The organism is Flavimobilis soli (assembly GCF_002564025.1).
GTDB classification, from domain to species: Bacteria; Actinomycetota; Actinomycetes; order Actinomycetales; family Cellulomonadaceae; genus Flavimobilis; species Flavimobilis soli.
In genome coordinates, this window is the sequence record NZ_PDJH01000001.1 from 1,977,091 (window position 1) to 2,002,693 (window position 25,603).

Consider the following 25,603-nt stretch of genomic DNA (forward strand, 5'->3'; position numbering starts at 1 on the left):
CAGGCAGGTCACCGGGGAGTCAGCTCGCGGGGACGCGGGTCTCGAGCCAGTCGAGCACCGTCGTGAGGTAGGCGCTGCGCGCGGGCTCGGGGGACAGTGCGAGGTCGTGGGCGCCGCCGTCGAACTGCTCGATCGTCACGTCGGCACCCAACCTGGGGGCGCGGGCGAGGATCTGCTCGACGGACAGGACCGAGTCGGTCGTCATGACGCGGTCGTGCTGTCGCTTGCTGTCGCCCGTCTCGGTCGAGGTGCACACGAGGACGGGGCACGCGATCGACAGGCCGCGCGCGACGCGGTCCTGGTAGCGCCGCACCGACGCGAGCCATGCGGCACGCACGGGAAAACCCTCGTGCGGCTTCCACGCGAGCTCGTAGTCCCACTCGCCGCCCGTACCGCTGTGCAGGGCCCTGCCGTAGTGCGGGGCGAGGCTGCCGACGACGGCGCGCGGCGCGACGTGCGACAGCGCCTTGATCGCGGCGGTGCCGACGGTGCGCAGGAACACGTTCTCGTTGAGGTCGAGCCAAGGACTGTTGAGGACGAGCGCGTCGAGCACGCCGGGGCGGGCGTTCGCCCACATCGAGCCGATCAACCCGCCGGTCGAGTGGCCGAGGACGACGAGGTGCCCGTGGTGCTCGTCGGCGGTGATGATGTGCACCGCCTCATCGATCTCGGCGGCGTGCTCGGCGAGGTCGTGGACGAGGTTGGGGGACTGGCCCTCGCGCAGGGAGCGGCCGTACTTGCGCAGGTCGAGGGCATAGAAGTCCCAGCCGCGCTCGGCGAAGGCGGCGGCGAGGTGCGGGTGGAAGAAGTAGTCGACGAAGCCGTGCAGGTAGAGGACTGCACGGTGGTGTCGCGGCCCGTCGGCCGAGCGGACGAGCGTCGCCTCGACGGGGCCCTCGCGGTCGGTGCCGAGGTGGATCGTCCGGGCGCGCCACTCGTCGCCGAGGACGTCGGGGGACCAGGGGGCGGGTGTGGCGTGGGCGTTCACGGACTCTCCTGTCGGGCGACGGTGCCGATGCTCATGATCCTGCCAGGAAGGCAGGCTGGCGGATAGCGAAACGAAGTTGAGCGGAATAGACTCAACTTCTGGTTGGTTATCAGGATCATCAGGGTTTCCGCTGGTCAAGGAGAAACGATGGACCCGAAGTTCACGACGAAGTCGCGCGAGGCGCTCGAGGATGCGATCCAGACGGCGACGGCCGCGGGCAATCCCGAGGTCGAGCCGATCCATGTCCTGGCGGGCCTCCTCGGGCAGACCGACGGCCTCGCGCCCCAGCTCCTCGCGGCTGCCGGCGTCGACGCGTCCACCGTCGGCCGGGACGTCCGCAAGGCGCTCACCGACCTGCCGTCCGCGACCGGCGGCGGCGTCACCCAGCCCGGGCTCGCGGACGCGACGAAGCGCCTGATCACCGCGGCGAGCACCGAGATGCAGGCTCTCGGCGACGAGTACGTCTCCGCCGAGCACCTCCTCATCGCCGCCGCCGACGTCGCGTCGTCCGCCGCGACCATCCTGCGCCGCGCCGGCGCGAGCCCCGACGCGCTGCGCGCAGCCCTGCCCTCCGTCCGCGGCAACACCAAGGTCACCTCGCCCAACCCCGAGGGCACGTACAAGTCCCTCGAGAAGTACGGCGTCGACCTCACGGCCGCCGCACGCGAGGGCAAGCTCGACCCGGTCATCGGCCGCGACAGCGAGATCCGCCGCGTCGTCCAGGTCCTGTCGCGCCGCACCAAGAACAACCCCGTCCTCATCGGTGAGCCCGGCGTCGGCAAGACCGCCGTCGTCGAGGGCCTCGCTCAGCGCATCGTCGCGGGCGACGTCCCTGAGTCGCTGCGCGGCAAGCGCATCGTCTCGCTCGACCTGCCCGCGATGGTCGCGGGCGCGAAGTACCGCGGCGACTTCGAGGAGCGCCTCAAGGCCGTGCTCTCCGAGATCAAGGAGTCCGACGGCGAGATCGTCACGTTCATCGACGAGCTGCACACCGTCGTCGGCGCGGGTGCTGGCGGCGAGGGCGCGATGGACGCGGGCAACATGCTCAAGCCGATGCTCGCCCGCGGCGAGCTGCGGCTCGTCGGCGCGACGACCCTCGACGAGTTCCGCGAGCACATCGAGAAGGACCCGGCGCTCGAGCGTCGCTTCCAGCAGGTGTACGTCGGCGAGCCGTCCGTCGAGGACACGGTCGCGATCCTGCGCGGCCTGAAGTCCCGCTACGAGGCGCACCACCGCGTGACCATCTCGGATGGCGCCCTCGTCGCCGCCGCGACGCTCTCCGACCGCTTCATCAGTGGCCGCCAGCTCCCCGACAAGGCGATCGACCTCGTCGACGAGGCCGCGAGCCGGCTGCGCATGGAGATGGACTCGTCGCCCGTCGAGATCGACACGCTGCGCCGCGTCGTCACACGCCTCGAGATGGAGCTCATGCAGATCTCGAAGTCCGAGGACGAGGCCGACAAGGCGCGCGCGGACGAGCTGCGGGCGCAGCTCGCGGACCGCCGCGAGGAGCTCGCGGCGCTCAACGCGCGCTGGGAGACCGAGAAGGGCGGCCTCAACCGCGTCGGCGACCTGCACAAGAAGCTCGACGAGCTGCGATCGGCTGCCGACCGTGCCGAGCTCGAGGGCGACCTCGAGACGACGTCGCGCATCCGCTACGGGGAGATCCCCGAGCTCGAGCGCGAGATCGCTGCGGCCGAGGAGGCGCAGCGCGCCGCCGTCCCCGACCCGGAGGCCGGGCAGGAGGTCGAGCTCGCGCAGGCGCGCCCGCCCAAGCTCGTGGGGGACAAGGTCGACGCGGCGGAGATCGCCGAGGTCGTCTCCGCATGGACCGGCATCCCGGCCGGGCGCCTGCTGCAGGGCGAGAGCCAGAAGCTCCTGTCGATGGAGCAGACGATCGGCGCGCGCCTCATCGGGCAGACGGCCGCCGTCGCGTCCGTCTCCGACGCGGTGCGGCGCTCGCGTGCCGGCATCAACGACCCGGACCGCCCGATCGGCTCGTTCCTGTTCCTCGGCCCGACCGGCGTCGGCAAGACCGAGCTCGCGAAGTCGCTCGCGGACTTCCTGTTCGACGACGAGCGCGCCATGGTCCGCATCGACATGTCGGAGTACGGCGAGAAGCACTCGGTCGCGCGCCTCGTGGGCGCGCCGCCCGGGTACGTCGGCTACGAGGAGGGCGGCCAGCTCACCGAGGCGGTGCGGCGCAGGCCGTACTCAGTCGTGCTGCTCGACGAGGTCGAGAAGGCGCACCCGGAGGTCTTCGACCTGCTCCTGCAGGTGCTCGACGACGGCCGGCTGACCGACGGTCAGGGCCGCACGGTCGACTTCCGCAACACGATCCTCGTGATGACGTCGAACCTCGGCTCGCACGCGCTCGTCGACCCGCTCGTCGCCGAGGGCGACAAGCGCGAGGCCGTCATGGCGGCGGTACGGGCGCACTTCAAGCCCGAGCTGCTCAACCGTCTCGACGACGTCATCGTGTTCGACCCGCTGACGATCACCGAGCTGAGCCAGATCGTCGACATCCAGGTGCGGGCGCTCGCGGCCCGGCTCGCCGAGCGTCGCCTGACGCTCGACGTGACGGACGCCGCGCGCGAGTGGCTCGCGCTCGAGGGCTTCGACCCCGCGTACGGCGCGCGGCCGCTGCGCCGCCTCGTCCAGCGGGAGATCGGCGACCGTCTCGCCCGGGCGCTCCTGTCGGGGGCGATTGGCGACGGCGACACGGTCCGCGTCGACCGCGGCCCGGACGGCCTCACGGTCGAGCGGGCCTGACGGAACGGGGCGTCGCGCCGACGGCGCGACGCTCTGGCTCGACATGCGGGGCCCGGTGATGAGCGGGCGTAGTGGACGCGGTCGCACGCCTCCGCGGACGCCTCTTGAGGGCCCCTCGACAATCCTGACGTCAGCAAGATAGGCTCCTTGTGCCCAGGAGAAATGCTGGGCCGCGCAACGACGCGCAATCTCAGGGGGCTGTAGATGACAACCATTTTCGATCTGTGCTGGGCGTAATCGCCGCTTCTGCGACTTTCCTATTGCCTGTATCTGGCGCCGTAGGGGGTGCAGGGGGTGATGTAGGGGAACGCCAGCTGAGTCCCACTGCCCCGACAGCGCTTGGAATTGCATCTGGCCGTGTTGCAGATGCCGCGGGTAAGCCGATTGCCGACGCCCGTATCGTTGCGTACGCATGGCCCACACAAGAAGAGATGTCACGTTTGGGGGTTGGCGATGAATTCGATCTGATTCCTGTCGCCGCAGTCCGTAGTGCCAGTGATGGCTCTCACCTTCTCGTCTAGGAGGAAGCTCTGCGGCGCGCGGAGCACCCCCCCGAGCAATTCGGGCCAACTAGTGGTCAAGGCACCCTAGTGCGGGTCGCAAGCGGGATCGGTGCCGCGATACTCACGGCGGCGGTACTGGGCGCTTGTTCTTCTGACAGGAGCGACTCGCTCATAACTCCGGGTGTCCCGGCGGCTGTTTGTGTGCCTGTAGGCGCGGACGGCATGGCGGTCGTGGGGCTGGACTCGGTCGTCAACGAGTCCTCGGCGCGGGTCGAGGTGACGAGCATTGAGCTTGAGGGCGCAGCGGGCATAGACCTCATCGGCGCGGCGCTGGTTCGCGGCGAGACCGAGGGATTCCTCGGGGTCGCGTCCGGCGCGGCTGACGGCAGGATCGACGACCGTCACGTCCCGCTCGAACCCGGTGCTGATGCGACGGTCCAGGTGACGCTTCGCAAGACCGCTGTGGGTGACGGGACCGCGACAGCGCTGCGGGTGCTCTTCGAGTCGGACGGGAAGAAGGGGGCGCTGAGGACGAGTACCACGATCCGTCTGCGTGGTGCCGGTCAGGATTGCGCTTCCGTGTCCGATCTTGCGAAGGGCTAGGAGGTCGGGGGCGCGCCACGGGCGCGACGCCCCGGGCCCGCCCGGTCGCGCGCGCTCAACGGGCGAGGAGCGCTCCAGCGACACCGCCCGCGAGGACGACCGCCCAGGGCGGGGCCTCGGCGGAGGGCAGGAGGGCGAGGCAGCCCGCAGCGATGAGGGCCGGGACCGGCCCGGTGATCGTCGAGGTGAGGATCGGGTCCCAGAGCGCGGCCGCGAGGATGCCGACGACGGCCGCGCTCGCCCCCGCGACGGCGGCGCGGACGCCGGTCCGGCGTCGTAGGGCCTCCCAGTAGGGGAGCGCGGCGAGCAGCAGCAGGACGCCGGGGAGGAAGACGGCGACGAGCGCGAGGAGGGCGGTCCACGGTGCGGCGGCGCCCGGGCCCATCTCGTAGCCGAGGAACGCGGCAAACGTGAAGAGCGGGCCAGGCACGGCCTGCGCGGCGGCGTAGCCGGCGAGCACGTCCCCGGTCGGGACGGCGCTCGTGACCGCAGGCTCGGCCTGGAGGAGCGGCAGGACGACGTGGCCGCCGCCGAGGACGAGCGCGCCAGCGCGGTAGAACGCGTCGGCGACGACCGTCCAGACGCTCGGCAGGAGGCGCGCGAGGACCGGCAGCCCGGCGAGAAGGACGCCGAAGACCCCGATGGCGACGAGCCCGACGCGCCGCGAGACGACCTGCGGCACGTGCGCCTCAGCGCCGCGCGGCAGGCCGCGGCAGGCCACGACGCCGACGATGAGCCCGAGCGCGATCGCTGCGAGCTGCCCGAGGTTGCCGGTGAGCGTGAGCGCGAGGGCGGCGGCGCCGCACGCGATCAGGACGCGACGCACGTCCGGCGTCAGGGTGCGCGCCATGCCCCGCACCGCGTGCGCGACGACGGCCACCGCGACCGCCTTGAGCCCGACCACGACGCCCTGGGCGACGGGCCCGTCGAGCGACACTGCTCCCGCAGCGAGCAGCGCGAGCAGGAGAGCGGACGGCAGCGTGAACGCGAGCCACGCGGCGATCGCTCCGAGCGGGCCTCCGCGCACCAGCCCGAGGGCGAAGCCCACCTGGCTCGACGTCGGTCCCGGCAGAACCTGGCACACGGCGACGATCTCGCCGTAGCGCTCCTCGGTCACCCAGCGGCGGCGGGTGACGAGCTCGTCGCGGAAGTAGCCGAGGTGCGCGACCGGTCCGCCGAACGACGTCACGCCGAGCCGCGCGAAGGCGCGCAGCACCTCGCCCGGGCTTCCTCCTGAGCGCACGTGTCCTCGTCTCGTGGGTGGCGGAGGCTAGACGGCCGCGCGGACCATCGCCTCGAACGACTGCACGTGCTCGCGTGCGATCGCTGCGGCGCGGCCGGCGTCGCGCTCGATGACGGAGGTGAGCAGCTCGACGTGCTCGTCGATGTGGGCGCCGACGTCGAGGCGGTCGCCGAGGACGACCCACATGCGCGTGGACAGGTTGCCGTAGCGCGTGAGCGCCTCGGCGAGGTGCGTGCTGGCGCTCGCGGCGTGGATCGAGCGGTGCACCGTGAGGTCGTGGCGGAGGAGCTCGCGGGCGGGCGCTGTCGTGTCGAGGTGCGCGAGCTCGCTCACGAGGGCGCGCATCTGGTCGCGCTGGACGGCGGTCGCGTGGAGGGCGGCGCGGGAGGCGGCGAGGGGTTCGAGCTCGGCGCGGATCTGGGAGATCTCGGCGAGCTCGGTGAGGTCGACTGTGGCGACGAACGTCCCGCGGCGCGGGAAGACGGTGACGAGCCGTTCGACCTCGAGGCGTTTGATCGCCTCGCGGACGGGGGTGCGGCCGACACCGAGCTCGCGCCCGAAGGCTTCGTCGTCGAGCGGTGCGCCGGGGGCGAGGTCGACGAGGACGATGCGGTCGCGGAGTGTGCGTGTCGCGTACTCGGCGAGGGTCTCGCCGGGCCCGGGGCCGTCGTTGTCCATGGGCACACGATAGGGACAGGGTGCCTGGACGCGCGAACACGGTTGGCATATGGTTGATATATCAGTTGGAGGAGAGTCGAAAGGGTGAGGGTGTGCGCGGTGTGCTGGCGTCGATCGGCGCTTCGAGCCTCTTCGGCGTCCTCTTCCTGATCCCGGGGATGCTCGCCCCGCTGTCCGGGACGGAGGTCTTCGGCTGGCGGGTCCTCACCTCCCTGCCGGTCGCGCTCGTCGTGCTCGCGCTCGCCCGCTGCCTGGGAGACGTCCGCGCCGTCGTGCGCCGCGTGCGCAGCGCCCCGCGCCTCGCCCTCGTGATCCTGCTCGACGCCGCGCTCCTCGGGGTCCAGCTCTGGCTGTTCAGCTGGGCGCCGATCGCGGGCCACGGTCTCGAGACCGCCCTCGGCTACCTGCTCTTGCCGCTCGTGATGGTGCTCGTCGGCGTCGTCATGCACGGCGAACGGGTGACGGCGCTGCGCGGCGGCGCCGTCGCCGCCGCCGGTGTCGCGGTCGCGGCGGCCTTCCTGCTCGACGGCGGGCTGTCCTGGGTCACCGCGCTCGTCGCCCTCGGCTACCCGCTCTACTTCCAGGTGCGGCGTCGCTCAGGCCTCGACTCGAGCGGGGTGATGCTCCTCGAGCTCGCGGTCCTCGTGCCCGTCGCCGGGGCGATCGTCGCGTCGGGCAGCTCGGTGCAGACGCTGGCCGCGCACCCGCGGCTGGTCCCCGTCGTCGTGCTGCTCGGCGTCGTCAGCGGCGTCGCCACGCTCTTGTACCTGGCCGCGGCCCGCTGGCTCTCGTTCTCCGTGTTCGGCCTGCTCAGCTACCTCGAGCCGGTCCTGCTCGTCGTCGTGTCGGTAGCGCTCCTGTCCGAGCCGTTCGCCGCGGTCGACTGGCTCGTCTACGGACCGATCCTCGCAGCGCTGGGGCTGCTTTCCCTCGAGTCAGCGCGCGCCAGCCGGCGCAGCGTTCAGCGGGCGGCGCGTGCTCCGGTGCGCGAGCGCGTGCTCACCGCCTGACGGAGCCCTGCTCGGTTCAGGCCGAGTCGCGCCAGACGATCGGGGAGTCGAGCAGGACGCCGTCGCGCGGCACGTCCTGGCCCGCGAGCTGGGCGACGACGAGCTGGGCGGCGCGCTCGCCGACGCCGGCGGCGGGCTGGTGCACGGTCGACAGGGGCGGGAAGCAGCGCTCCGCCCAGGACGAGTCGTCGAAGCCGACGACACCGACGTCGTCGGGCACCGTGCGGCCAGAGCGGCGCAGCGCCGTGAGGACGCCCGCAGCGACGGCGTCGGACGCCGCGAAGATGCCGTCGACGTCGGGCGCGCGCTCGAGCAGCTCCTGGGTCGCGCGCAGGCCCGCGGTGTACTCGTAGAGGGGGATCTCGACGACGAGGTCCGGGTCGAACGTGTCGCCGAGGGCCTCCTTGAAGCCGGCGAGGCGGTCGGCTCCCGAGTCGCGGTCGAGCGCGGCGGCGACCATCCCGACGCGCTTGCGCCCCGTCTTGGCGAGCTGTCGCGTGATGTCGCGTGCGGCGGTGAAGTTGTCGATGCCGACCCAGGGGAGCGGGACGGTCGTCTGGGGGTGGCCGACGAACGCTGCGGGGACGCCGAGGCGCACGACGGCGTCGGTGATCGGGTCGGCGGCGCGCGCGGAGACGATGATGACGCCGTCGACGAAGCCGCCCGACAGGTAGCGGGTCACGCGTTCGGTGTCGCGGGCGGAGTCGGTGACGAGGCAGACCATCTGCAGGTCGGCGTCGGACAGGACGGTGTTGGCGCCGAGCATGATCGCGCCGATGTTCGGGTCCTCGAGGAACAGCGCGTGGGGCTCGTGGACGATGAAGCCGACCGCTCGGGAGCGCTGCATGACGAGGTTGCGCGCGGCGGTGTTGGGGACGTACCCGACGGTGCGGATGGCGGCCTCGATCGCGGCGCGGGCCTGCTCGGAGACGTATCCGCCGTTGAGGACACGGCTGACCGTGCCGCGGGAGACGCCCGCCTCGCGGGCGACGTCGTGCACCGTCGCACGACGCCGGGAAGGTTGCGGTTCGGTCACGACGCCCATCGTATGTGCGGGCTCGGGTTGACGGGGCTGTCGACACGCTCTTAGTGTGTGCACGTTCACACATTTCTCGACGTCGAGAAACAGCACCACGTGTGTGCACGTGCACACATGAGCCGGACCGCAGCGTCGCCGCCCGACAGACAGGACGAACCATGTCGTTCCCACGCACCCGAGGCACTGCCGCCCTCACCGGGGGAGGCATCGTGCTGGGCTGCGACTACAACCCGGAGCAGTGGGACCGCGACACCTGGCAGGAGGACGCGGCCCTCATGGCAGAGGCCGGCGTCGACCTCGTCGCGATCAACATCTTCGGCTGGTCCCGCCTCGAGCCCCGCCCCGGCGAGTACGACTGGACCGACCTCGACGAGGTCCTCGACCTCCTCCACTCCCACGGCATCCGCGTCAACCTCGGCACCGGCACGGCCTCACCACCCCCGTGGCTCTCGACCCTCCACCCCGAGACGCTCCCCGTCACCGCCGACGGCACCCGCCGCTTCCCCGGCGGCCGCCAGGGCTACTGCCCCAGCTCGCCCGTGTTCCGTGAGCTCTCCCTCAGGCTCGTCGAGCAGGTCGCCACCCGCTACGGCAACCACCCCGCCGTCGCGCTCTGGCACGTCTCCAACGAGCTCGGCTGCCACAACGCCCTGTGCTGGTGCGACGTCTCCGCCGACGCCTTCCGCGCCTGGCTGCGCGAGCGCTACACGACGATCGACGCGCTCAACGCCGCCTGGGGAACGAGCTTCTGGTCCCAGCGCTACGCCTCCTGGGACGAGGTCGGCACGCCCCGCGCCACGATCTCCTTCCGCAACCCCGGGCAGACCCTCGACTTCCACCGCTTCAGCTCCGACACCGCCCGCGAGCAGCTGCGAGCCGAGTCAGCCGTCCTGCGCCGCCTCTCCAGCGCGCCCGTGACCACGAACTTCATGGTCACCGCCCACATCCGCAACCTCGACTACTGGACCTGGCTCGACGACGTCGACGTCGTCGCCAACGACCACTACCTCGACCACCGCCTCGCCGACCCGGTCTCCGAGCGCGCGCTCGCCGCCGACCTCACGCGCGGCCTCGCCGGTGGCGACCCCTGGCTCCTCATGGAGACCGCGCCCGGCGCGGTCAACTGGCAGCCCGTCAACCTCGCGCACGAGGCCGGCGGACTCACCCGGGCCGCCCTCACCCACGTCGCCCGCGGCGCCGACGGCATCTGCTTCTTCCAGTGGCGCGCCAGCCGTCAGGGCTCCGAGAAGTTCCACTCGGCGATGCTCCCGCACGCAGGCACCGACTCCGAGGGATGGCGGCAGATCCTCACCCTCTCCGCAGACCTCGACTCGCTCGAGGAGGTCGTCGGCTCCCGCGTCGACGCCGACGTCGCGCTCGTCTTCAGCTGGGAGTCCTGGTGGGCCGCCGACGGCGAGACCCGCCCCAGCCAGGCGACCGACTACCTCACCCAGGTGCACGACGCCTACCGCGCGCTCTACGACGAGGGCGTGAGCGTCGACGTCGTCGCCCCCGGCGCCGACCTCAGCGGCTACCGCCTCGTCGTCGTGCCAGGCCTCTACCTCGTGCGCGACGCGCACGCCGAGGCGCTCGAGGACTACGTCCGCCGCGGCGGCCACGCCCTCGTCACCTGGTTCTCGGGAATCGTCGACGAGGACGACCGCGTGCGGCTCGGCGGCTACCCGGGCGCCTTCCGCGACCTCCTCGGCGTACGCTCCGACGAGATGAGACCCGTCAGCCCTGGTCAGAAGCTTCACCTCTCCGACGGCGGGGCCGCCCGTCTCTGGTCCGAGAACGTCCGCACGACGACCGCGACCGCCGTCGTCACGCACCTCGACGGACCCGCCGCCGGCGGTCCCGCGCTCACGCGCAACACGCACGGCGACGGCGTCGCCTGGTACCTCGCCACCGCGCCCGACGACGCGACCTACCGCGGCGTGGTCCGCCGCCTCGTCGCGGAGGCGGGCGTCGCCCGCGCGACCGACGTGCTCGACGGCGCTGACGGCGCCCGGGTCGAGGTCGTCCACCGCACCCGCGGCGACCACCGCTGGACGTTCGTCGTCAACCACGGTGCCGAGGCCGTCACCTACCGGGGCCACGGCCTCGAGCTGCTCACCCACGAACCCGTCGACGGCGAGCTGACCGTCCCGGCAGGCGCCGTGCGCGTCGTCCGCGTCGCACCGCGACGCGAGAACGAGGAGGACCGATGAGCAGCCCGACCGTCACACCGGCCGTCGTGGGCGAGGCCCGCGCCGGGACGCCGGCCCGCCGCCGGCAGGGGAGCGGGCGCCAGCAGCGCGGCGTCCTGCCGATCTTCCTCGGACCCTTCGGCCTCCTGTTCGCGCTGTTCTACCTCCTGCCGATCGGCTACGCCGTCTACCAGTCGTTGCTCGTCGTCGAGCGCGAGGGCACGTTCGGCAAGGCGCGCGAGACGTTCGGGGGACTGACCCAGTACGGCCGCGTCTTCGAGGACGACGCGTTCCGCGAGTCCGTCCTGCGCGTGCTGCTCTTCGGCATCGTCCAGGTGCCGATCATGCTCGGTCTCGCTCTCGTCCTCGCACTGCTTCTCGACTCCCCGCTCGTGCGCGGCAAGAAGTTCTTCCGGCTCGCGTTCTTCGCGCCGTACGCCGTCCCCGGCGTCGTCGCCGCGATCATGTGGGGCTTCCTCTACTCGCCGAACCTCTCGCCGCTGTCCGAGCTGACGAGCAAGGTCGGGTTCCTCTCCGCCGACCTCGTCCTGTGGTCGATGGCCAACGTCGTCACGTGGGTCTACGTCGGCTACAACATGCTGATCATCTACTCGTCGCTCCTCGCGATCCCCTCCGAGGTCTACGAGGCCGCGCGGCTCGACGGCGCCGGGCAGCTCCGCATCGCGTGGTCCGTCAAGATCCCGATGGTCGCCCCGGCGATCGTCCTGACGGCCGTGTTCTCGATCATCGGCACGCTCCAGCTGCTCGCCGAGCCCCAGGTGTTCCGCACCTTCTCCTCGGCCGTGACCAGCACGTACACGCCGAACCTCACCGTCTACTCGACGAGCGCCGTGCCCAACTTCCACCTCGCGGCGGCATTCTCGGTCGTCCTCGCCCTCGCGACGTTCGTCCTGTCCTTCACGTTCCTCAAGCTCACCCAGAGGAGGACCGACGCATGATCGCGCCGCTCTCTGCAGGCCCCGAGACGTCTGCCCGCCGCGGCGTCACGGAGAACCCGCTGTCGCGCCTCGCCGCGATGGCCGTCATGGGCCTCGCCACGATCTACTTCCTCTTCCCGATCTGGTGGCTGTTCGTCTCCTCGACGAAGGACCGCGGCCAGTTCACGAGCACCAACCCGATGTGGTTCGCCGACTGGGCGCTGTGGGACAACGTCAAGGCCGTCCTCACGTACCGCGACGGCGTCTACCTCCAGTGGATCCTCAACTCGCTCTTGTACACGATCGGCGGCGCGCTCATCGGCACCGTCCTCGCGGGCATGTGCGGGTACGCGCTCGCCAAGTACCGCTTCCGCGGCCGTGAGGCGCTGTTCAACATCGTGCTCGGCGGCGTGCTCGTCCCGGCGACCGCGCTCGCCCTCCCGCTCTTCCTGATCTTCAGCCGCGTCGAGCTCACCAACACGTTCTGGGCGGTGTTCCTGCCGAGCCTCGTGAGCCCGTTCGGCGTCTACCTGACCCGGATCTACTCCGCGTCGTCGGTCCCCGACGAGCTGCTCGAGGCCGCGCGCCTCGACGGCTCGGGCGAGGTCCGCACCTTCTTCACGATGTCGGTGCGGCTCATGGTGCCGGCGCTCGTCACCGTGTTCCTGTTCCAGTTCGTCGCGATCTGGAACAACTTCTTCCTGCCGCTGATCATGCTGCGGGACGAGTCGCTCTTCCCCGTCACCCTGGGCATCTACACGTGGAACACCCAGGTCAACCAGATCCCCGAGCTGCGCGGCTACGTGCTCGTCGGGGCCCTCCTGTCCGTCGTCCCGCTCATCGCGCTGTTCCTGCTGCTCCAGCGGTTCTGGCGCAACGGCCTGGGCGCCGGCTCCATCAAGTAGGTCCGCACCTCCCCGTACGTCCCAGCAGCCGGGCGGTCGCCCTGACCGCCCGGCAGGCACATGACCCGTCGCCCGGCGCCTGCCGGGAGGCCACAGAGAGGAACCAGACGATGTACCCCAGCAAGCGAGCGGTCAAGGTCGCCCTGCTCACCGCTGTCACCCTCGCCTCGAGCGCAGCCCTCGTGGCGTGCTCGGACGACGCGGAGACGCCGACGACGCCCGACGCCTCGGCGTGCGCCCCTTCCGAGGGCAAGGTCGACCTGACCTTCACCTCGTGGATCCCGGGCATCGAGGACGTCGTCGACATCTGGAACAAGGCCAACCCGGACATCCAGGTGACGGTGCAGACCGGCCCCAACGGCAATTCCGGCACCTACACGAACTTCTTCAACCAGCTCAAGGCCGGCAACGCCCCTGACCTCGGGCAGATCGAGTACGACGCGCTGCCGAACTTCCGCGTCCAGGACGGCCTCGTCGACCTCGGCGCGTGCGACTTCGTCATCGACGCCAAGGCGGACTTCGTCGACTGGACCTGGAACCAGGTCAGCTTCGGCGAGGAGGGCCACGCGTACGCGGTCCCGCAGGACGCCGGCCCCATGGCCCTCTTCTACCGCAAGGACCTGTTCGAGAAGCACAACATCGGCGTGCCGACGACGTGGGCCGAGTACGCGGAGGCGGCCGAGAAGGTCCGCGAGCAGGGCGCGCACATCACGAACTTCTCGCAGGGCGACATCAACCAGTTCGCAGGCTTCGTGTGGCAGGCCGGCGGCTCGTGGTTCTCGAGCGACGACTCCGGGTGGACGGTCAACCTCACGGGCGACGAGTCGAAGAAGGTCGCCGAGTACTGGCAGGACCTGATCGACCGCGACCTCGTCTCGAGCAACCCGGCGTGGACGAGCGAGTGGGACAACGCCTACAACAAGGGCGACAACTGGACCTGGGTCTCGGCCGTCTGGGGTGCGAACTCGATCATGTCCGGCGCGCCTGACACCGCAGGCAAGTGGGCCGTCGCCCCGATGCCGCAGTGGGATGCCGGTCAGCAGGTCGCGGGCAACTGGGGCGGGTCCTCGACCGCGGTCCTCAAGGGCTCGAAGCACGTGTACGAGGCGGCCAAGTTCGCGCTGTGGCTCAACACGGACCCCGAGGCGCTCACGGCGCTCAACAAGGCGGCGAACCTCTACCCGGCAGCCAAGGAGGGCCTGAACCTCCCGGTCCTCAAGGAGGGCGTCGAGTTCTATGGTGGGCAGGCGATCTACGACGTCTTCGCCGAGGCGTCGGGCCAGGTCGCAGCCGACTTCACGTGGGGGCCGACGATGACGCAGACGTACGCGGACGTGTCCGACGGCTTCAAGGGCGCCGTCTCCGGTTCCGGCACGCTGCTCGACGCGCTGACCTCCGCGCAAGCCTCGACCATCTCGACGCTCACGTCGCAGTCGATCCCGGTCAAGGAGTGACGTTGTCCCTCCGTCACCTCCGGGCCGCGGGCTCGAGCCTCGTGCTCGACGCCCGCGGTCCGGGCGCGCCGACGGTCCTGCACTGGGGAGCCGACCTCGGCGACCTGGCCGAGCAGGACCTCGACGCGCTCGCGCACGTGCTCGTCCCGGCGGTCCCGCCGTCGTCCCTCGACGTGCCGCTGCGCTTCTCCCTGCTGCCGTCGGCGCGCGACGGCTGGACGGGCCGCCCCGGCCTGTCCGGCGCGTAGGCGGACGGCGTGCCGCTCCCGACAGACCTTGCGCTCGTCCCCGCGGCGGCCGCAGGGGAGGCGGCACCGCTGCTCGCCGACGCCGCGGGCGACGGCGAGCAGCTCGACTACCTCCTGCGCGACGGCGCGGGAACGGTCGAGGTGCGCGGCGTCGTCGTCATGGCGCCTGAGGGCGTCGTCGTCGTGCGGCACGCCGTGCGCAACCTGCGCGAGGTGCCGCTCCACCTCGCCTCGCTCGACGCCGCCGTGCCGGTACCGGCACGCGCCGAGGAGGTCCTCGACATGACCGGCCTGTGGGCGTCCGAGCGCCGCCCGCAGCGCGCCCGCCCCGGCCAGGGCGTGTGGAGCCGCGAGACGCGGCACGGCCGCCCCGGCCACGACGACCCGTTCCTCATGGTCGTCGGCACCCCCGACTTCGGCTTCCGCCGCGGCGAGGTGTGGTCCGCCCACCTCGCGTGGAGCGGCGACAAGCGCCTGTGGACGGAGTCCTCCGCGCTCGGCGTCCGCACCCTCGGCGGGGGCGAGCTGCTCGCCCCGGGCGAGGTCGTCCTCGCGCCCGGCGCGTCCTACGAGACGCCCGAGCTGCTGCTCGCCTGGTCCGCGAACGGCCTCGACGGCCTGTCCGCGCGCTTCCACCCGTGGCAACGCCGCGTCGCTCCCGTCCCTCTCCCGCGGCCGGTCGTCCTCAACGTGTGGGAGGCCGTCTACTTCGACCACGACGCCGACCGGCTCGACCGCCTCGCGCAGGTCGCCGCGGAGGTCGGGGTCGAGCGCTTCGTGCTCGACGACGGCTGGTTCCTCGGCCGGCGTGACGACACGGCGGGACTCGGCGACTGGGTCGTCGACCCGGACGTGTGGCCCCAGGGCCTGCACCCGCTGGTCCGGTCGGTCGTCGACTGCGGCATGGAGCTCGGCCTGTGGGTCGAGCCCGAGATGGTCAACCCCGACTCCGATCTCGCCCGCGCGCACCCCGACTGGCTGCTCGGCGGCCCCGGGACGCCGACGTGGCGCAACCAGCGCGTCCTCGACCTCGCGAACCCCGGGGCCTACGCGCACGTGCGCGACCAGCTCGTCGCGATCCTCGACGAGTACCCGGTCCGGTACCTCAAGTGGGACCAGAACGCCGACCTGCTCGCGCACGGCGCCCACGCGCAGACGCTCGCGACGTACCGGCTCATGGACGAGCTGAGGGCTCACCGCCCCGGCCTCGAGATCGAGTCCTGCTCGTCGGGTGGCGGCCGCGTCGACCTCGGCGTGCTGCGCCGCGCCGGCCGCGTGTGGGTGTCCGACACGAACGACCCCCTCGACCGGCAGCGCATCCAGCGGTGGACCGGCGTCCTCGTCCCGCCCGAGCACATGGGCGGCCACGTCGGCGACCGGCGCGCGCACATCACGGGCCGGGCCGCGTCCCTCGGCTTCCGCCTCGCGACCGCGTTCTTCGGCAGCGCCGGCATCGAGCGCGACCTCACGCGCGCGGGCGCCGACGAGCGCGCCGTCGTCGCCGCGTGGGTCGCCGAGCACAAGGCTCGCCGCGGGTTGCTGCACTCGGGCGTCGTCGTGCACGGGGACACGCCCGACGGCGAGCCCCAGGTGCACGGCGTCGTCGCGCTCGACGGCGCCGCCGGGGTCTTCGCCGTCGTGCGGCTCGGGGACAGCGCGAGCGCCCTGCCCGGCCCCGTACGTCTCGTCGGCCTCGACCCCGACCGCCGCTACCGAGTGCGCGTGCTGACGCTCGGCGTCGTCGACGGGCTCGACGACGCGACCCTCGCGGACGTCCTGCCCGGCGCGGTCGCCGACGCACCGCCGCCGTGGCTCGCCGCGGCCGCGCTCGCGGAGGGCGTCGAGCTGCCGGGGCGCGTTCTCACCGAGGTGGGCCTCGCGAGCCTCCTGCTCCAGCCGGAGCAGGCCCTCGTCCTCACGGCCGACGCAGTCTGAGGCCGCCCCTCAGAGGACCCGGGGAATGCGAGAGGGGCGGGCAGGTGACCCTGCCCGCCCCTCTCGCGTGCGCTCAGTACGTGAAGGCCGCGACCTGCTGGCGCAGCTCCTCCGACAGGCGAGCGAGGTCGTCGACCGCCGCGCCGACGAGCTCGACGACCTCGGTCGTCGTGGTCGCCGCGGACGCGACGCCAGTGATCGACACCGCGATGTCACCCGAGCCGGACGCCGCCTCGGCCGCGGCGCGCGACATCTCGGTCGTCGTCGCCGTCTGCTCCTCGACCGCCGAGGCGATCGTCAGCTGGTAGCCGTTGATCGTCGCGATGACCTCGGAGATCTCCGCGATCGCGGCGACGGCGCTCGCCGTGTCCGCCTGGATCGACTCGATACGGTTCGCGATGTCCTCCGTCGCGCGGGCCGTCTCCTGGGCGAGGTCCTTGACCTCGGAGGCGACGACCGCGAAGCCCTTGCCGGCCTCGCCGGCGCGCGCCGCCTCGATCGTCGCGTTGAGCGCGAGCAGGTTCGTCTGGCCGGCGATGTGCGTGATGGTGCGCACGACGTCGCCGATCGCCTGGCTCGACTCGCCCAGGCGCGTGACGGTCTCGGTCGTGGCCTGCGCCTTGTCGGTCGCCTCCGTCGCGACGCCGGCCGCCTCCTGCGCGTTGCGCGCGATCTCGCGGATCGAGGCACCCATCTCCTCGGCGCCCGCAGCCATCGCCTCGATGTTGCGCGTGACCTGCTCGGCTGCGGCCGCGACGACCTGCGCCTGCTCGGACGTCGAGTCCGCGCCGTCAGAAAGGCGCACGCGCGACGACGCGAGCTCCTTCGACGCGTCCGAGACGGTCGCTGCGCTCGTCGAGACCTTCGCGAGCGTGCTCGACAGGCTCTCCTGCGCGGTCGTGAGGGCGGCGGCCATGCGGCCGATCTCGTCGTCGCCCGCGACACCCGTGGTCGCAGTGAGGTCGCCCTCGGCGAGCGCCTCGAGCGACCCCTGCATCTGCGCGAGCGGGCGGCGGATCGAGCGGACGAGGCGCACCGCGAAGAGCACCGAGCCGACGATGCCGACGAGGGCGATCGCGATGAGGATCGTCGTCGTGACCTGCGCTTGCGCGGAGGCGTCGGAGGCGATCGCGGCGGACGCCTCCGCGACCTCGACGTTGATGAGGCTCAGGGTGCTGGTGACCTCGCCACCGGTCGTCTGCGCAGCGCCCGAGGCGAGCGACTGGTAGACGAGGACGTTGTTCGAGACGGCCGACGGGATCAGCTGCTCGGTGAGGATCGTGCGGTACTTGACCCACGCGGCGTTGAGGTCGTCGAGGTGCTGGGACGGCGCGCCGGTGACCTCGCGGAACGCGTTGTCGAGACGGATGAGCGCGTCGTCGGCGAGGACCGCGTTGTCCTTGATCTCGAGTGCGAGGCGGTTGCGGTCGACGGGCATGACCGCACCGATGTTCAGGCCGCCGGAGCGGGCGACCCAGATCGAGTTGTTGACGTCGAGGAGCGCCTCGTTGAGGGTCGCGGACGACTCGGAGACCGTCGTCGTGCTGCGGTTGAGCGTGCCCATCGCGATCGCGCTGAACGCGGTCACGACGATCGTCGCGAGACCCATGACGACGACGAGCACGATGATGCGCGCGCCGACGGACCAGGAGCGGCCGCGGACCTTGCCCGGCGCCTGCGAAGCGCCGTCGGTGTCGGTAGGGGTGCTTTGCGCGTCGGCGTCGGTCGTACCGGTGTCGGTCGTGCCGCGGGGCTTGCGTGGGTGACGTCGCGGCACGCGGACGCGCGAGACAGAGGTACGCACGCGCGCGAGGGCGCGGCGACGGCCGCTCTCGGCTGCCGCCTCGTCGACCTCGTCGTCAGCACCGACGACGGTGTCGGTCATGTCGCTCGTGTCGTCCGCCATCGGACGCTCGAGCTGTACTTCCTGCGGATCGGCCACGGGACTGCTCCTTGCGCTGGTGCACCCGGGATGCGGGTGCGACGAGGAGCCGGACCCTCGAGAGGGAGACCGGCTCCTCGTCTGATCGGTCAGCGCGAGCGTGAGTGAAGTAACAGAGTGAACTGTGACACGACCGTGACCTGCGAAATTTGCGCCGCGTTTATCAGACCCGGATGAACGTCGGGTTCGACTGCCAGATCGATCGGACCTGGATCGTCTTCCCGGGGCGCGGGGCGTCGATCTGCTTGCCCTTGCCGAGGTAGATCGCGACGTGGCCGCGGGTCCAGATCAGGTCGCCAGCGCGCGCCTTGGAGCGCGACACGACCTTGCCCGAGTGGCGCTGCGCCGAGGACGAGCGCGGGAGCTTCGCGACGCCGGCCTTCTTGTAGACGTAGCTCGTGAAGCCGGAGCAGTCGAAGCCGGACGGCGTGGCGCCGCCGGAGCGGTAGCGGACGCCGACGTACTTCTTGGCGATCTTGGCGATGTGCGCGCCCTCGCTGACGACCTTGACCTTGAGGCTGTCGCGGCCGGTCGTGACGGTGGGCTTGGTCGCGGCCGACGGGCGGAAGATCGCGGTGATCTTGTGCTTCTTGGCCGACAGCTTGCGCGGCAGCTGGTACGAGACCTTGCCGCTCGCCCCGACGGACTTCTTCTTGAGGCGCTTCTTGCCGTCGTAGAACGTCACCGTGCCGCTCGTCGTCGCGGAGCCGGTGCGGACCTTGGCGGTGACCTTGGCGGCCTTCTTGCCCTTGACCCACGTCTTCTTGCTGGCCTTGAGGTCGACCTTCGCCTTGGTCTTCGTGGCGGTCGTCGCCACAGCGGTCGTGGTGACCGTCCTCGCGGCGGCAGGGGTGGCGGCCTGGGCGCCGGTCGTGGGGGCGAGCGTCACGGTGAGCGCAGCAGCGATCGCGATGACGCCGGCGCGGACGGCCGTGCGGTGGCGGCCGGGGGCAGCCGTGGTGGTGGTCTCGTCGATGGTGCTCGTGCCGTGCGCCTGGTCGAGGCGCGTGGGCGTGCCCGTGCGGGCACGCCAAGACGTGCGGATGCTCATTCGAACCTCTCGTCGCCTGCGAGGTGAGCTGTCGGGTTCGGGCCGGAGGTCTGGCCCGGCCGGGGGAACATGCGCCGTGTCGGCGTGCTTGTCGTTCCCGCGCGGCTTCACCCCAAGGTCGTCGTGACGACCGGAGAAGTGGGTCCCCCGCCACTGCCATGGTTTCTGCGGTGCAGCTCCGGTGGCAGTGCTCGGCGTCCGGGCTGCGTCCCTGCGTCACGCTCGTGACGGCCGCGGGTGCGGCGGTGGGACTCAACGACGGTAGGTGCGCCTGAGCGCAGATGTCACGGGAAGGTCACGGTGATGTGCAAGCCCTTCACATCTTCCACCCCGTCTCCGTGCGGCTCCTTCACTGTGTTGTGATGTGCAAGACAAGAAAGGTCTGCTAGGTGACGCCGGTCACGCAGCTGCGAGCAACCGCTCAGAGAGCGTCTGGCGTCAGCAGGCACAGCCCCTGCCGGTCGCCCTGGCGCCACGAGGCCTCGGTCGGCACGAGCGCGACGGCGCGCACGCCCGCCGCGACCTCCTCGGCCGAGAGGGTGCACGACGCAGCCACCCGCTCGGCGACCTCCTCGTCCCCGGGCCACGAGCCGTCGTCGAACACGTACTGCGACACGACGCGCGCCTCGTGCTCCTCGCCGCACGGCACGACCGTCGTCCGCACGGTGCCCCCGGACGGGACCGTGCGGACGCACGAGCCGACCGTGAGCTGCCGGACGTGCACGCCCACAGGACCGTCGACGTCGGGCCCCACGGGATCCGTGGTGCCCGTCAGACGCGGGACGAGGGACGGGACCAGGAGCGGCAGCAGGACGGCGAGCGCCGAGAGCAGCGACCCCGCGATGAGCGCGGCCGTCGCGAGGACCCGGCCGCGCTGGTGCGACCGCGCGGTGCGCACGAGCGCGACGATCGCGAGGACCACTCCGGCGGGCGGCACGACGATCGCCGCCGGCAACGAGGCGATCGCGACGGGATCGGTGCCCGACGGCGGAGCCGGGCGCGGCACGAGCGACGCGGTCGCAGCCGCCGACCAGGTGCCGGCCGTGTACGTCTGGTCGCTGAAGCCGAGCTGGTCGCCGTTGCTCGTGCCGCCCGGCCAGGCGGGCGTCAGGTGCTCGGCGGCGGACGGCCCCGACGGCGGGACGGGCGCGGGCGGGGGCGGCGGCGGGACAGTGCCGGGATGCACCGGTCCGGTGGACGCAGGTGCGGGAGATGGAGGCACGGGGGAGGGGGAGGCAAACGGTGCAAGGACCGGGCCGGGCTCGCCGCCTGCAGGCGGCGGAGGGACGGGTGACGCTGGCGGCGGAGGTGGGGCGGCCGCGCCCGACGGCGGCTGCGGCACGGCCGCACCCGCCGGCGGAGGTGGGGCGGCCGCGCCCGACGGCGGAGGTGGGGCGGCCGCGCCCGACGGCGGAGGTGGGGCGGCCGCGCCCGGCCCACCGTGCTCCGGCGGAGGCACGGGCGGCGTCGCGCCGCTCACGCCGAGACCTGCGAGTCGTCGATGTCGAGGATGACGGGCACGTGGTCCGACGCGCCCTTGCCCTTGCGCTCGTCGCGGTCGATCTTCACGCCCTTGACCAGCGGCGTCAGGGCGGGCGACGTGTACGCGAAGTCGATGCGCAGGCCCTCGTTCTTCGGGAACCGCAGCTGCTGGTAGTCCCAGTACGTGTACTTGCGCTCGTCCGGGATGAACTCGCGCGACACCTCGGTGTACCCGGCCTCCGCGAACGCCGCGAAGGCGGCTCGCTCAGGTGCCGACACGTGCGTCTGCCCCTCGAACACGGCCATGTCCCACACGTCGGTGTCGAGCGGGGCGACGTTCCAGTCACCCACGAGCGCGACCTTCGCCTGCGGGTCGGCGGCGACCCAGTCGACCGCGTGCTGGCGCAGCCGCTCGAGCCACGCGAGCTTGTACGCGTAGTGCGGGTTGTCGAGAGCGCGGCCGTGCGGCACGTACAGGCTCCACACGCGCACGCCGCCGCACGTCGCGCCGAGGGCGCGCGCCTCGACGGCGGGCACCTCGCCGAACGGCGGCTGCTCCACGAACCCGGGCTCGACGTCGTCCAGCCCGACGCGCGACAGGATCGCGACGCCGTTCCACTGGCTGAAGCCGAACGTGGCGATCTCGTAGCCCGCGGCTTCGAACGCCTCGCGGGGGAACTGCGCGTCCTTGCACTTGGTCTCCTGCAGCGCGAGGACGTCGATGTCCTCCCGCTCGAGGAAGGCCAGGGCGCGGTCGGCACGGGCGCGGATCGAGTTGATGTTCCAGGTGGCGAGGCGCATGCCTCGAGGCTACTTCGTCCCGCGTGCTGACGGGCCGGTACGCGGTGCCGGGCCCTAGGGTGGTCGCATGGGAACAGCACTGGTGACGGGCGCGAGCGCGGGGCTCGGCGAGGAGTTCGCGTGGCAGCTCGCGACCGCGAAGCACGACGTCGTCCTGGTCGCTCGTGACGAGGCTCGCCTCGAGCGGCTCGCGGGGGAGCTGCGGGCCTACGCGGGCGTCCGCGCCGAGGTGCTGCCCGCCGACCTGTCGGTGCGGGCCGACGTCGAGCGCGTCGCCGAGCGCCTGCGTCAGGAGGAGCAGCCCGTCGGGCTGCTCGTCAACAACGCGGGGTACACGACCCACCAGCGCTTCGTCACCGGCGACATCGAGGCCGAGGAGACGATGCTCGACGTCCTGGTCCGCGCGGTCATGGTGCTCTCGCGTGCGGCCGCCGAGCCGATGGTCGCGCGCGGGCGCGGCGCGATCCTCAACGTCTCCTCCGTCGCCGCGCTCACCGCGGGCGGCACGTACGCCGCCGCGAAGGCGTGGGTGCGCACCTTCACGGAAGGTCTCGCCGTCGAGCTCGACGGCACCGGCGTCACTGCGACGGCGCTCAGCCCGGGCCTGACCCGCACCGAGTTCCACGAGCGCGCGGGCTTCCGCCGCGTCGGTCCCGACGTCGCCTGGCTCGACGCGGACCGTGTGGTCGCGCAGGCGCTCGCGGACGTGCGCCGCGGCGTCGTCATCTCGACGCCGTCCGTGCGGTACGCGGTCGTGAGCGCGCTCCTCCAGGTGACGCCGCGCACGGCCGTGCGCGCGCTCCAGGCGCGCTCCGGCCTCTGAGGTCTGCGCGGCCTCGCGCCGAGTCTCGGACGGGCCTGACGCGGCGCGCGCGCCTCTACTAGCCTGATCGACGTGACCGACTACGACGCCGTCCTCTCCCCGACCCCTCGCGAGCAGCTGCGCGACCTCATCAAGGAGCTCGCCGTCGTGCACGGCCGGGTGACCCTCGCGTCCGGCAAGGAGGCCGACTACTACGTCGACCTGCGCCGCGTGACGCTGCACCACCGCGCCGCCCCGCTCGTCGGGCACGTCCTGCTCGACACGCTCGAGGAGGCGGGCCTCGGCCCTGCCGAGATCGACGCCGTCGGCGGTCTCACGCTCGGCGCCGACCCCGTCGCGGGCGCGCTCCTCCACGCGGCCGCGTCGCGCGGCCAGGACCTCGACGCGTTCGTGGTCCGCAAGGAGGGCAAGGCGCACGGCATGCAGCGCCGCATCGAGGGGCCTGACGTCGCGGGCCGCCGCGTCGTCGCCGTCGAGGACACGTCCACGACGGGCGGCTCCGTGCTGACGGCCGTCGAGGCGCTGCGCGAGGCGGGGGCCGACGTCGTCGGCGTCGCCGTGATCGTCGACCGCAACACGGGCGCGCGCGAGAAGATCGAGGCCGCCGGCCTCAGCTACCACTACCTCTACGGCCTCGACGACCTCGGTCTCGCCTGAGGGACGCGTGGGACGCCGCAACGACCCGGGGGCGCCGCGCGGCGTGCGTGTCGAGCTGCGCTCGGCGGGCGTCGAGCTCGACGGGACGACGCTCCTCGAACCTGTGAGCCTGAGCGTGCCCGCGGGCGGCACGCTCGTGCTGCGCGGGGCGAACGGCTCCGGCAAGTCCACCCTGCTGCGCCTCGTGTCGGGGTTGCGCCTCCCGACGTCGGGCGAGGTGACGGTCGACGGCGCTGCGCCTGCGCCCCGTCGCCGCGCCTTCCGCAGACTCGTCACCGGCACCGTCGAACCACCGCTGCTCGCACGGGACCTCACGCTCGGTGAGCACGTCGCGCTCGTCGCGACGACGTGGGGCACACCTGTGCGCGACGCGCGCACGGCCGCCGGAGCGCTCCTCGAACGTCTCGGCATCGCCAACCTCGCGCACCGCTTCCCGCACGAGCTGTCGTCCGGGCAGACGCAGCTCGCGTCGCTCGCGACGGTCCTCGTGCGGCCCGCGTCGCTCCTCCTCCTCGACGAGCCCGAGCAGCGGCTCGACGCCGACCGCACCGCCGTCGTCGCCGAGCTTCTCGCGGAACGCAGGGAGGAGGGCGCGACCGTCCTCGTCGCGACGCACTCGACCCCGCTCGAGGACGCGCTCGGCGGCGACGTGCTCCGCCTGGCCGCTGTGACCGCCGACGTGCCCGGCCAGGACGTCGGCCCTGGGGCGGAGGACCTGACGCTCGACGGCGGTACGGCGGACGCGTGAGCGAGCAGGCAGCAGGGCGCACCGGGGTGCGCGGAGCGCTCGCCGTGTGGGCCGCGCGCGAGCCACGGTCGCTGAGTGACGTGGCATACCTCGTGTACGTCGTCGTGCTGACGGCGTTCATCGTGCTCGGACCGGGCGTCCGCGCGCTGTGGCTGCTCGCGACCGGCGACGCCGGGGTGGCCGCGCTGAGCGACCCGAGCATGCCGGCGGCGTGGGCCGTCGTGTCGGGGTGCGCGTGGCTGCTCGCGTTCGTCGCGGGGGTCGAGCGTGGCCCCGCGCTGCGTCCGCCGTTCCTCACGGGCGTCCTCGGCGATGCTGACGCGTCGCGCGCGAGGGCGTTCGGCGGTCCGGTCCTGCGCGCGACCGCCACGCTCGCCGTGGCCGGCGCCGTCGCGCCCCTGCTTCCCGCGCTCGCGCTCGTCGACGCTGGTCTCGCCCGGCCGCGCGACGTGGCCGCGCTCGCGCTCGCGGGGGCGCTCGCGGGGCTGCTCGTCGCGACCGCGTGGCTCGCCGGTCAGGTGCTCCGTGCGACGACGGTCGGCTGGACCGCGGTCGTCGCGCTCGCAGCGGGGGTAGCGACCGCGCTCGTGGGCTGGTGGCGGTGGGCGCCGTGGGCGCTCGTCGCGAGCGTATGGCCGGGTAGCGGGTTGCCTGCCGCGAGCGTCGTGGCTGCAGCCGCCGCGGTCCTGGTCGTCGTGTGGCTCGGGCTGCGCGGGCTCGAGCGTGTCGAGACGCGTCGTCTCGTGGGGCAGGCCGTGCGGGCGCAGCGCGCGCAGCTGCTCGTCACCGCGCTCGACCTGCCCGCGGCGGGTGAGGTGTACCGGGCGCTGCCCACGGCGGGACGCCGCCTCTCGGCGCTCAGGCAGGTCCCGGGCCTGGTCGCCGTCCTGCTCGTCCCCGTGACGGCGTCGGTGCGCACGCCGTGGCGGCTCGCGGCGGGCCTCACGACGCTCGTGGCGGCGGGTGCCGCGAGCGGTCTCGTGGTGCCCGGCACGGCGTTGCACGTCGGGCCGGTCGTCAGTGCGGTGCTGGCGTACCTCGGTGTCTCGGTCGTGTGCGACGGCGTGCGGCACGCGGCGGCGCTCGGCCGGGTGTCGACCCAGTACGGCTGCTCGGACCTCACGCTCCTCGCTCTGAACGGCGCCTGGCCGCTCGTGGCCGCCGTCGGGCTGACGGCCGCCGGGGCCGCAGTCGCGGGCGCTCCTGTCGGCCTTGCAGCGGTGGTCGCTGCGCTCGCGGTCGGGGTGCGGGTGTCGGACGCGCTCAAGGGGCCGATGCCGGTCGACCTGCTCGTGCCCGTCGTGACGCCCGCGGGTGACGTCTCGGCGCTCGGCCGGGCCGTCTGGTTGGCCGACGGTCCGCTGCTCGTGGGCGCCGTCGGTGTGGCCGGCGGACTGGCGGCGGCGGGGCGTGGAGGGCTCGGCGTCGTGGCTGCGTGCGTCGTCGCGATGCTGCTCTGGCGGGCCCTGCGGCGCTGACATGCTGACACCGTGTTCGTCAAGTTCTGACGGCCCGTTCGCCAAGTTCTGACAGTCCGTCCGTCAAGAAGTGACAGTTCGTCAGTCTTCTCGACGGCCGAAGGTCCTGAGAGTAG

21 protein-coding genes and 1 riboswitch are annotated in these 25,603 nt (G+C 72.4%); of the genes, 13 read left to right on the forward strand and 8 right to left on the reverse strand.

Annotated features, from left to right (window positions below; genetic code table 11):
* Positions 1 to 19: 19 nt before the first annotated feature.
* Positions 20 to 988: an alpha/beta hydrolase gene (locus ATL41_RS09000; protein ID WP_169924538.1), complete on the reverse strand. Its 969-nt coding sequence runs from the start codon at positions 986 to 988 to the stop codon at positions 20 to 22.
* A 147-nt stretch (positions 989 to 1,135) separates the two neighbouring features.
* Between ATL41_RS09000 and clpB the strand changes: the two genes are divergently transcribed.
* Together clpB and ATL41_RS09010 are read left to right on the forward strand one after the other, a co-directional pair.
* The gene (gene clpB / locus ATL41_RS09005) at positions 1,136 to 3,760 is read left to right on the forward strand and encodes an ATP-dependent chaperone ClpB (RefSeq protein WP_098458175.1); all 2,625 of its coding nucleotides are present in this window, start codon (positions 1,136 to 1,138) and stop codon (positions 3,758 to 3,760) included.
* Between the two features lie 590 nt (positions 3,761 to 4,350).
* Positions 4,351 to 4,866: a hypothetical protein gene (locus tag ATL41_RS09010; protein WP_143556598.1), complete on the forward strand. Its 516-nt coding sequence runs from the start codon at positions 4,351 to 4,353 to the stop codon at positions 4,864 to 4,866.
* 55 nt (positions 4,867 to 4,921) lie between these two features.
* Here the strand turns inward: ATL41_RS09010 and chrA are convergent, their stop codons facing one another.
* Together chrA and ATL41_RS09020 are read right to left on the reverse strand one after the other, a co-directional pair.
* Positions 4,922 to 6,109, reverse strand: coding sequence for a chromate efflux transporter (gene chrA / locus ATL41_RS09015; protein WP_245854722.1), 1,188 nt, complete (start codon positions 6,107 to 6,109; stop codon positions 4,922 to 4,924).
* A gap of 27 nt (positions 6,110 to 6,136) precedes the next feature.
* Positions 6,137 to 6,787 carry a GntR family transcriptional regulator gene (locus ATL41_RS09020; protein WP_098458178.1) on the reverse strand — a complete coding sequence of 217 codons (651 nt, stop codon included), beginning with the start codon at positions 6,785 to 6,787 and terminating at the stop codon, positions 6,137 to 6,139.
* A gap of 92 nt (positions 6,788 to 6,879) precedes the next feature.
* On the opposite strand from ATL41_RS09020, the gene rarD reads away from it, so the two are divergent.
* Entirely contained in the window at positions 6,880 to 7,797 is a 918-nt protein-coding gene (gene rarD, locus ATL41_RS09025; protein WP_169924539.1) for an EamA family transporter RarD, read from the forward strand.
* Positions 7,798 to 7,813: 16 nt separating this feature from the next.
* Here rarD and ATL41_RS09030 read toward each other — a convergent pair whose 3' ends face one another.
* A complete protein-coding gene (locus ATL41_RS09030) occupies positions 7,814 to 8,833 on the reverse strand; it encodes a LacI family DNA-binding transcriptional regulator (protein ID WP_245854723.1) in 1,020 nt (339 codons plus the stop codon).
* 161 nt (positions 8,834 to 8,994) lie between these two features.
* Between ATL41_RS09030 and ATL41_RS09035 the strand changes: the two genes are divergently transcribed.
* From ATL41_RS09035 to ATL41_RS09055, 6 genes are all read left to right on the forward strand, one after another.
* Positions 8,995 to 11,046, forward strand: a complete 2,052-nt coding sequence (locus ATL41_RS09035) for a beta-galactosidase (protein ID WP_098458180.1) — start codon at positions 8,995 to 8,997, stop codon at positions 11,044 to 11,046.
* On the forward strand, positions 11,043 to 11,984 hold the full coding sequence (locus ATL41_RS09040; RefSeq protein ID WP_098458181.1) for a carbohydrate ABC transporter permease: 942 nt from the start codon (positions 11,043 to 11,045) through the stop codon (positions 11,982 to 11,984). The genes ATL41_RS09035 and ATL41_RS09040 overlap by 4 nt, the downstream gene beginning before the upstream one ends.
* Complete coding sequence (locus ATL41_RS09045; RefSeq protein ID WP_219810379.1) at positions 11,981 to 12,868, forward strand: carbohydrate ABC transporter permease; 888 nt, start codon at positions 11,981 to 11,983, stop codon at positions 12,866 to 12,868. The genes ATL41_RS09040 and ATL41_RS09045 overlap by 4 nt, the downstream gene beginning before the upstream one ends.
* A 110-nt stretch (positions 12,869 to 12,978) precedes the next feature.
* Positions 12,979 to 14,322: an ABC transporter substrate-binding protein gene (locus tag ATL41_RS09050; protein ID WP_098458182.1), complete on the forward strand. Its 1,344-nt coding sequence runs from the start codon at positions 12,979 to 12,981 to the stop codon at positions 14,320 to 14,322.
* A gap of 2 nt (positions 14,323 to 14,324) precedes the next feature.
* Complete coding sequence (locus tag ATL41_RS13680; protein WP_342744431.1) at positions 14,325 to 14,570, forward strand: hypothetical protein; 246 nt, start codon at positions 14,325 to 14,327, stop codon at positions 14,568 to 14,570.
* Between the two features lie 9 nt (positions 14,571 to 14,579).
* Complete coding sequence (locus ATL41_RS09055; protein ID WP_342744432.1) at positions 14,580 to 16,505, forward strand: alpha-galactosidase; 1,926 nt, start codon at positions 14,580 to 14,582, stop codon at positions 16,503 to 16,505.
* 73 nt (positions 16,506 to 16,578) lie between these two features.
* Here ATL41_RS09055 and ATL41_RS09060 read toward each other — a convergent pair whose 3' ends face one another.
* From ATL41_RS09060 to ATL41_RS09075, 4 genes are all read right to left on the reverse strand, one after another.
* Positions 16,579 to 18,447: a methyl-accepting chemotaxis protein gene (locus ATL41_RS09060; RefSeq protein ID WP_245854725.1), complete on the reverse strand. Its 1,869-nt coding sequence runs from the start codon at positions 18,445 to 18,447 to the stop codon at positions 16,579 to 16,581.
* Positions 18,448 to 18,610: 163 nt separating this feature from the next.
* On the reverse strand, positions 18,611 to 19,498 hold the full coding sequence (locus tag ATL41_RS13390) for a C40 family peptidase (RefSeq protein WP_219810380.1): 888 nt from the start codon (positions 19,496 to 19,498) through the stop codon (positions 18,611 to 18,613).
* Positions 19,497 to 19,678, reverse strand: a riboswitch (cyclic di-AMP (ydaO/yuaA leader). It overlaps the preceding gene by 2 nt.
* 241 nt (positions 19,679 to 19,919) lie before the next feature.
* Complete coding sequence (locus ATL41_RS09070; protein ID WP_098458183.1) at positions 19,920 to 20,684, reverse strand: DUF4190 domain-containing protein; 765 nt, start codon at positions 20,682 to 20,684, stop codon at positions 19,920 to 19,922.
* Positions 20,685 to 20,974: 290 nt separating this feature from the next.
* Positions 20,975 to 21,781, reverse strand: a complete 807-nt coding sequence (locus ATL41_RS09075; protein ID WP_098458184.1) for an exodeoxyribonuclease III — start codon at positions 21,779 to 21,781, stop codon at positions 20,975 to 20,977.
* A 67-nt stretch (positions 21,782 to 21,848) separates the two neighbouring features.
* Between ATL41_RS09075 and ATL41_RS09080 the strand changes: the two genes are divergently transcribed.
* The 4 genes from ATL41_RS09080 to ATL41_RS09095 all read left to right on the forward strand — a co-directional run bounded on the left by ATL41_RS09080 (position 21,849) and on the right by ATL41_RS09095 (position 25,487).
* Positions 21,849 to 22,604, forward strand: a complete 756-nt coding sequence (locus ATL41_RS09080) for an SDR family NAD(P)-dependent oxidoreductase (RefSeq protein WP_098458185.1) — start codon at positions 21,849 to 21,851, stop codon at positions 22,602 to 22,604.
* Positions 22,605 to 22,676: 72 nt separating this feature from the next.
* On the forward strand, positions 22,677 to 23,261 hold the full coding sequence (pyrE, locus tag ATL41_RS09085) for an orotate phosphoribosyltransferase (RefSeq protein WP_098458186.1): 585 nt from the start codon (positions 22,677 to 22,679) through the stop codon (positions 23,259 to 23,261).
* 7 nt (positions 23,262 to 23,268) lie between these two features.
* Positions 23,269 to 24,009, forward strand: coding sequence for an ABC transporter ATP-binding protein (locus ATL41_RS09090; RefSeq protein WP_245854727.1), 741 nt, complete (start codon positions 23,269 to 23,271; stop codon positions 24,007 to 24,009).
* Positions 24,006 to 25,487, forward strand: coding sequence for a hypothetical protein (locus ATL41_RS09095; protein ID WP_098458187.1), 1,482 nt, complete (start codon positions 24,006 to 24,008; stop codon positions 25,485 to 25,487). Before ATL41_RS09090 ends, ATL41_RS09095 begins: the two co-directional genes overlap by 4 nt.
* The last annotated feature ends 116 nt before the right edge of the window (positions 25,488 to 25,603 follow it).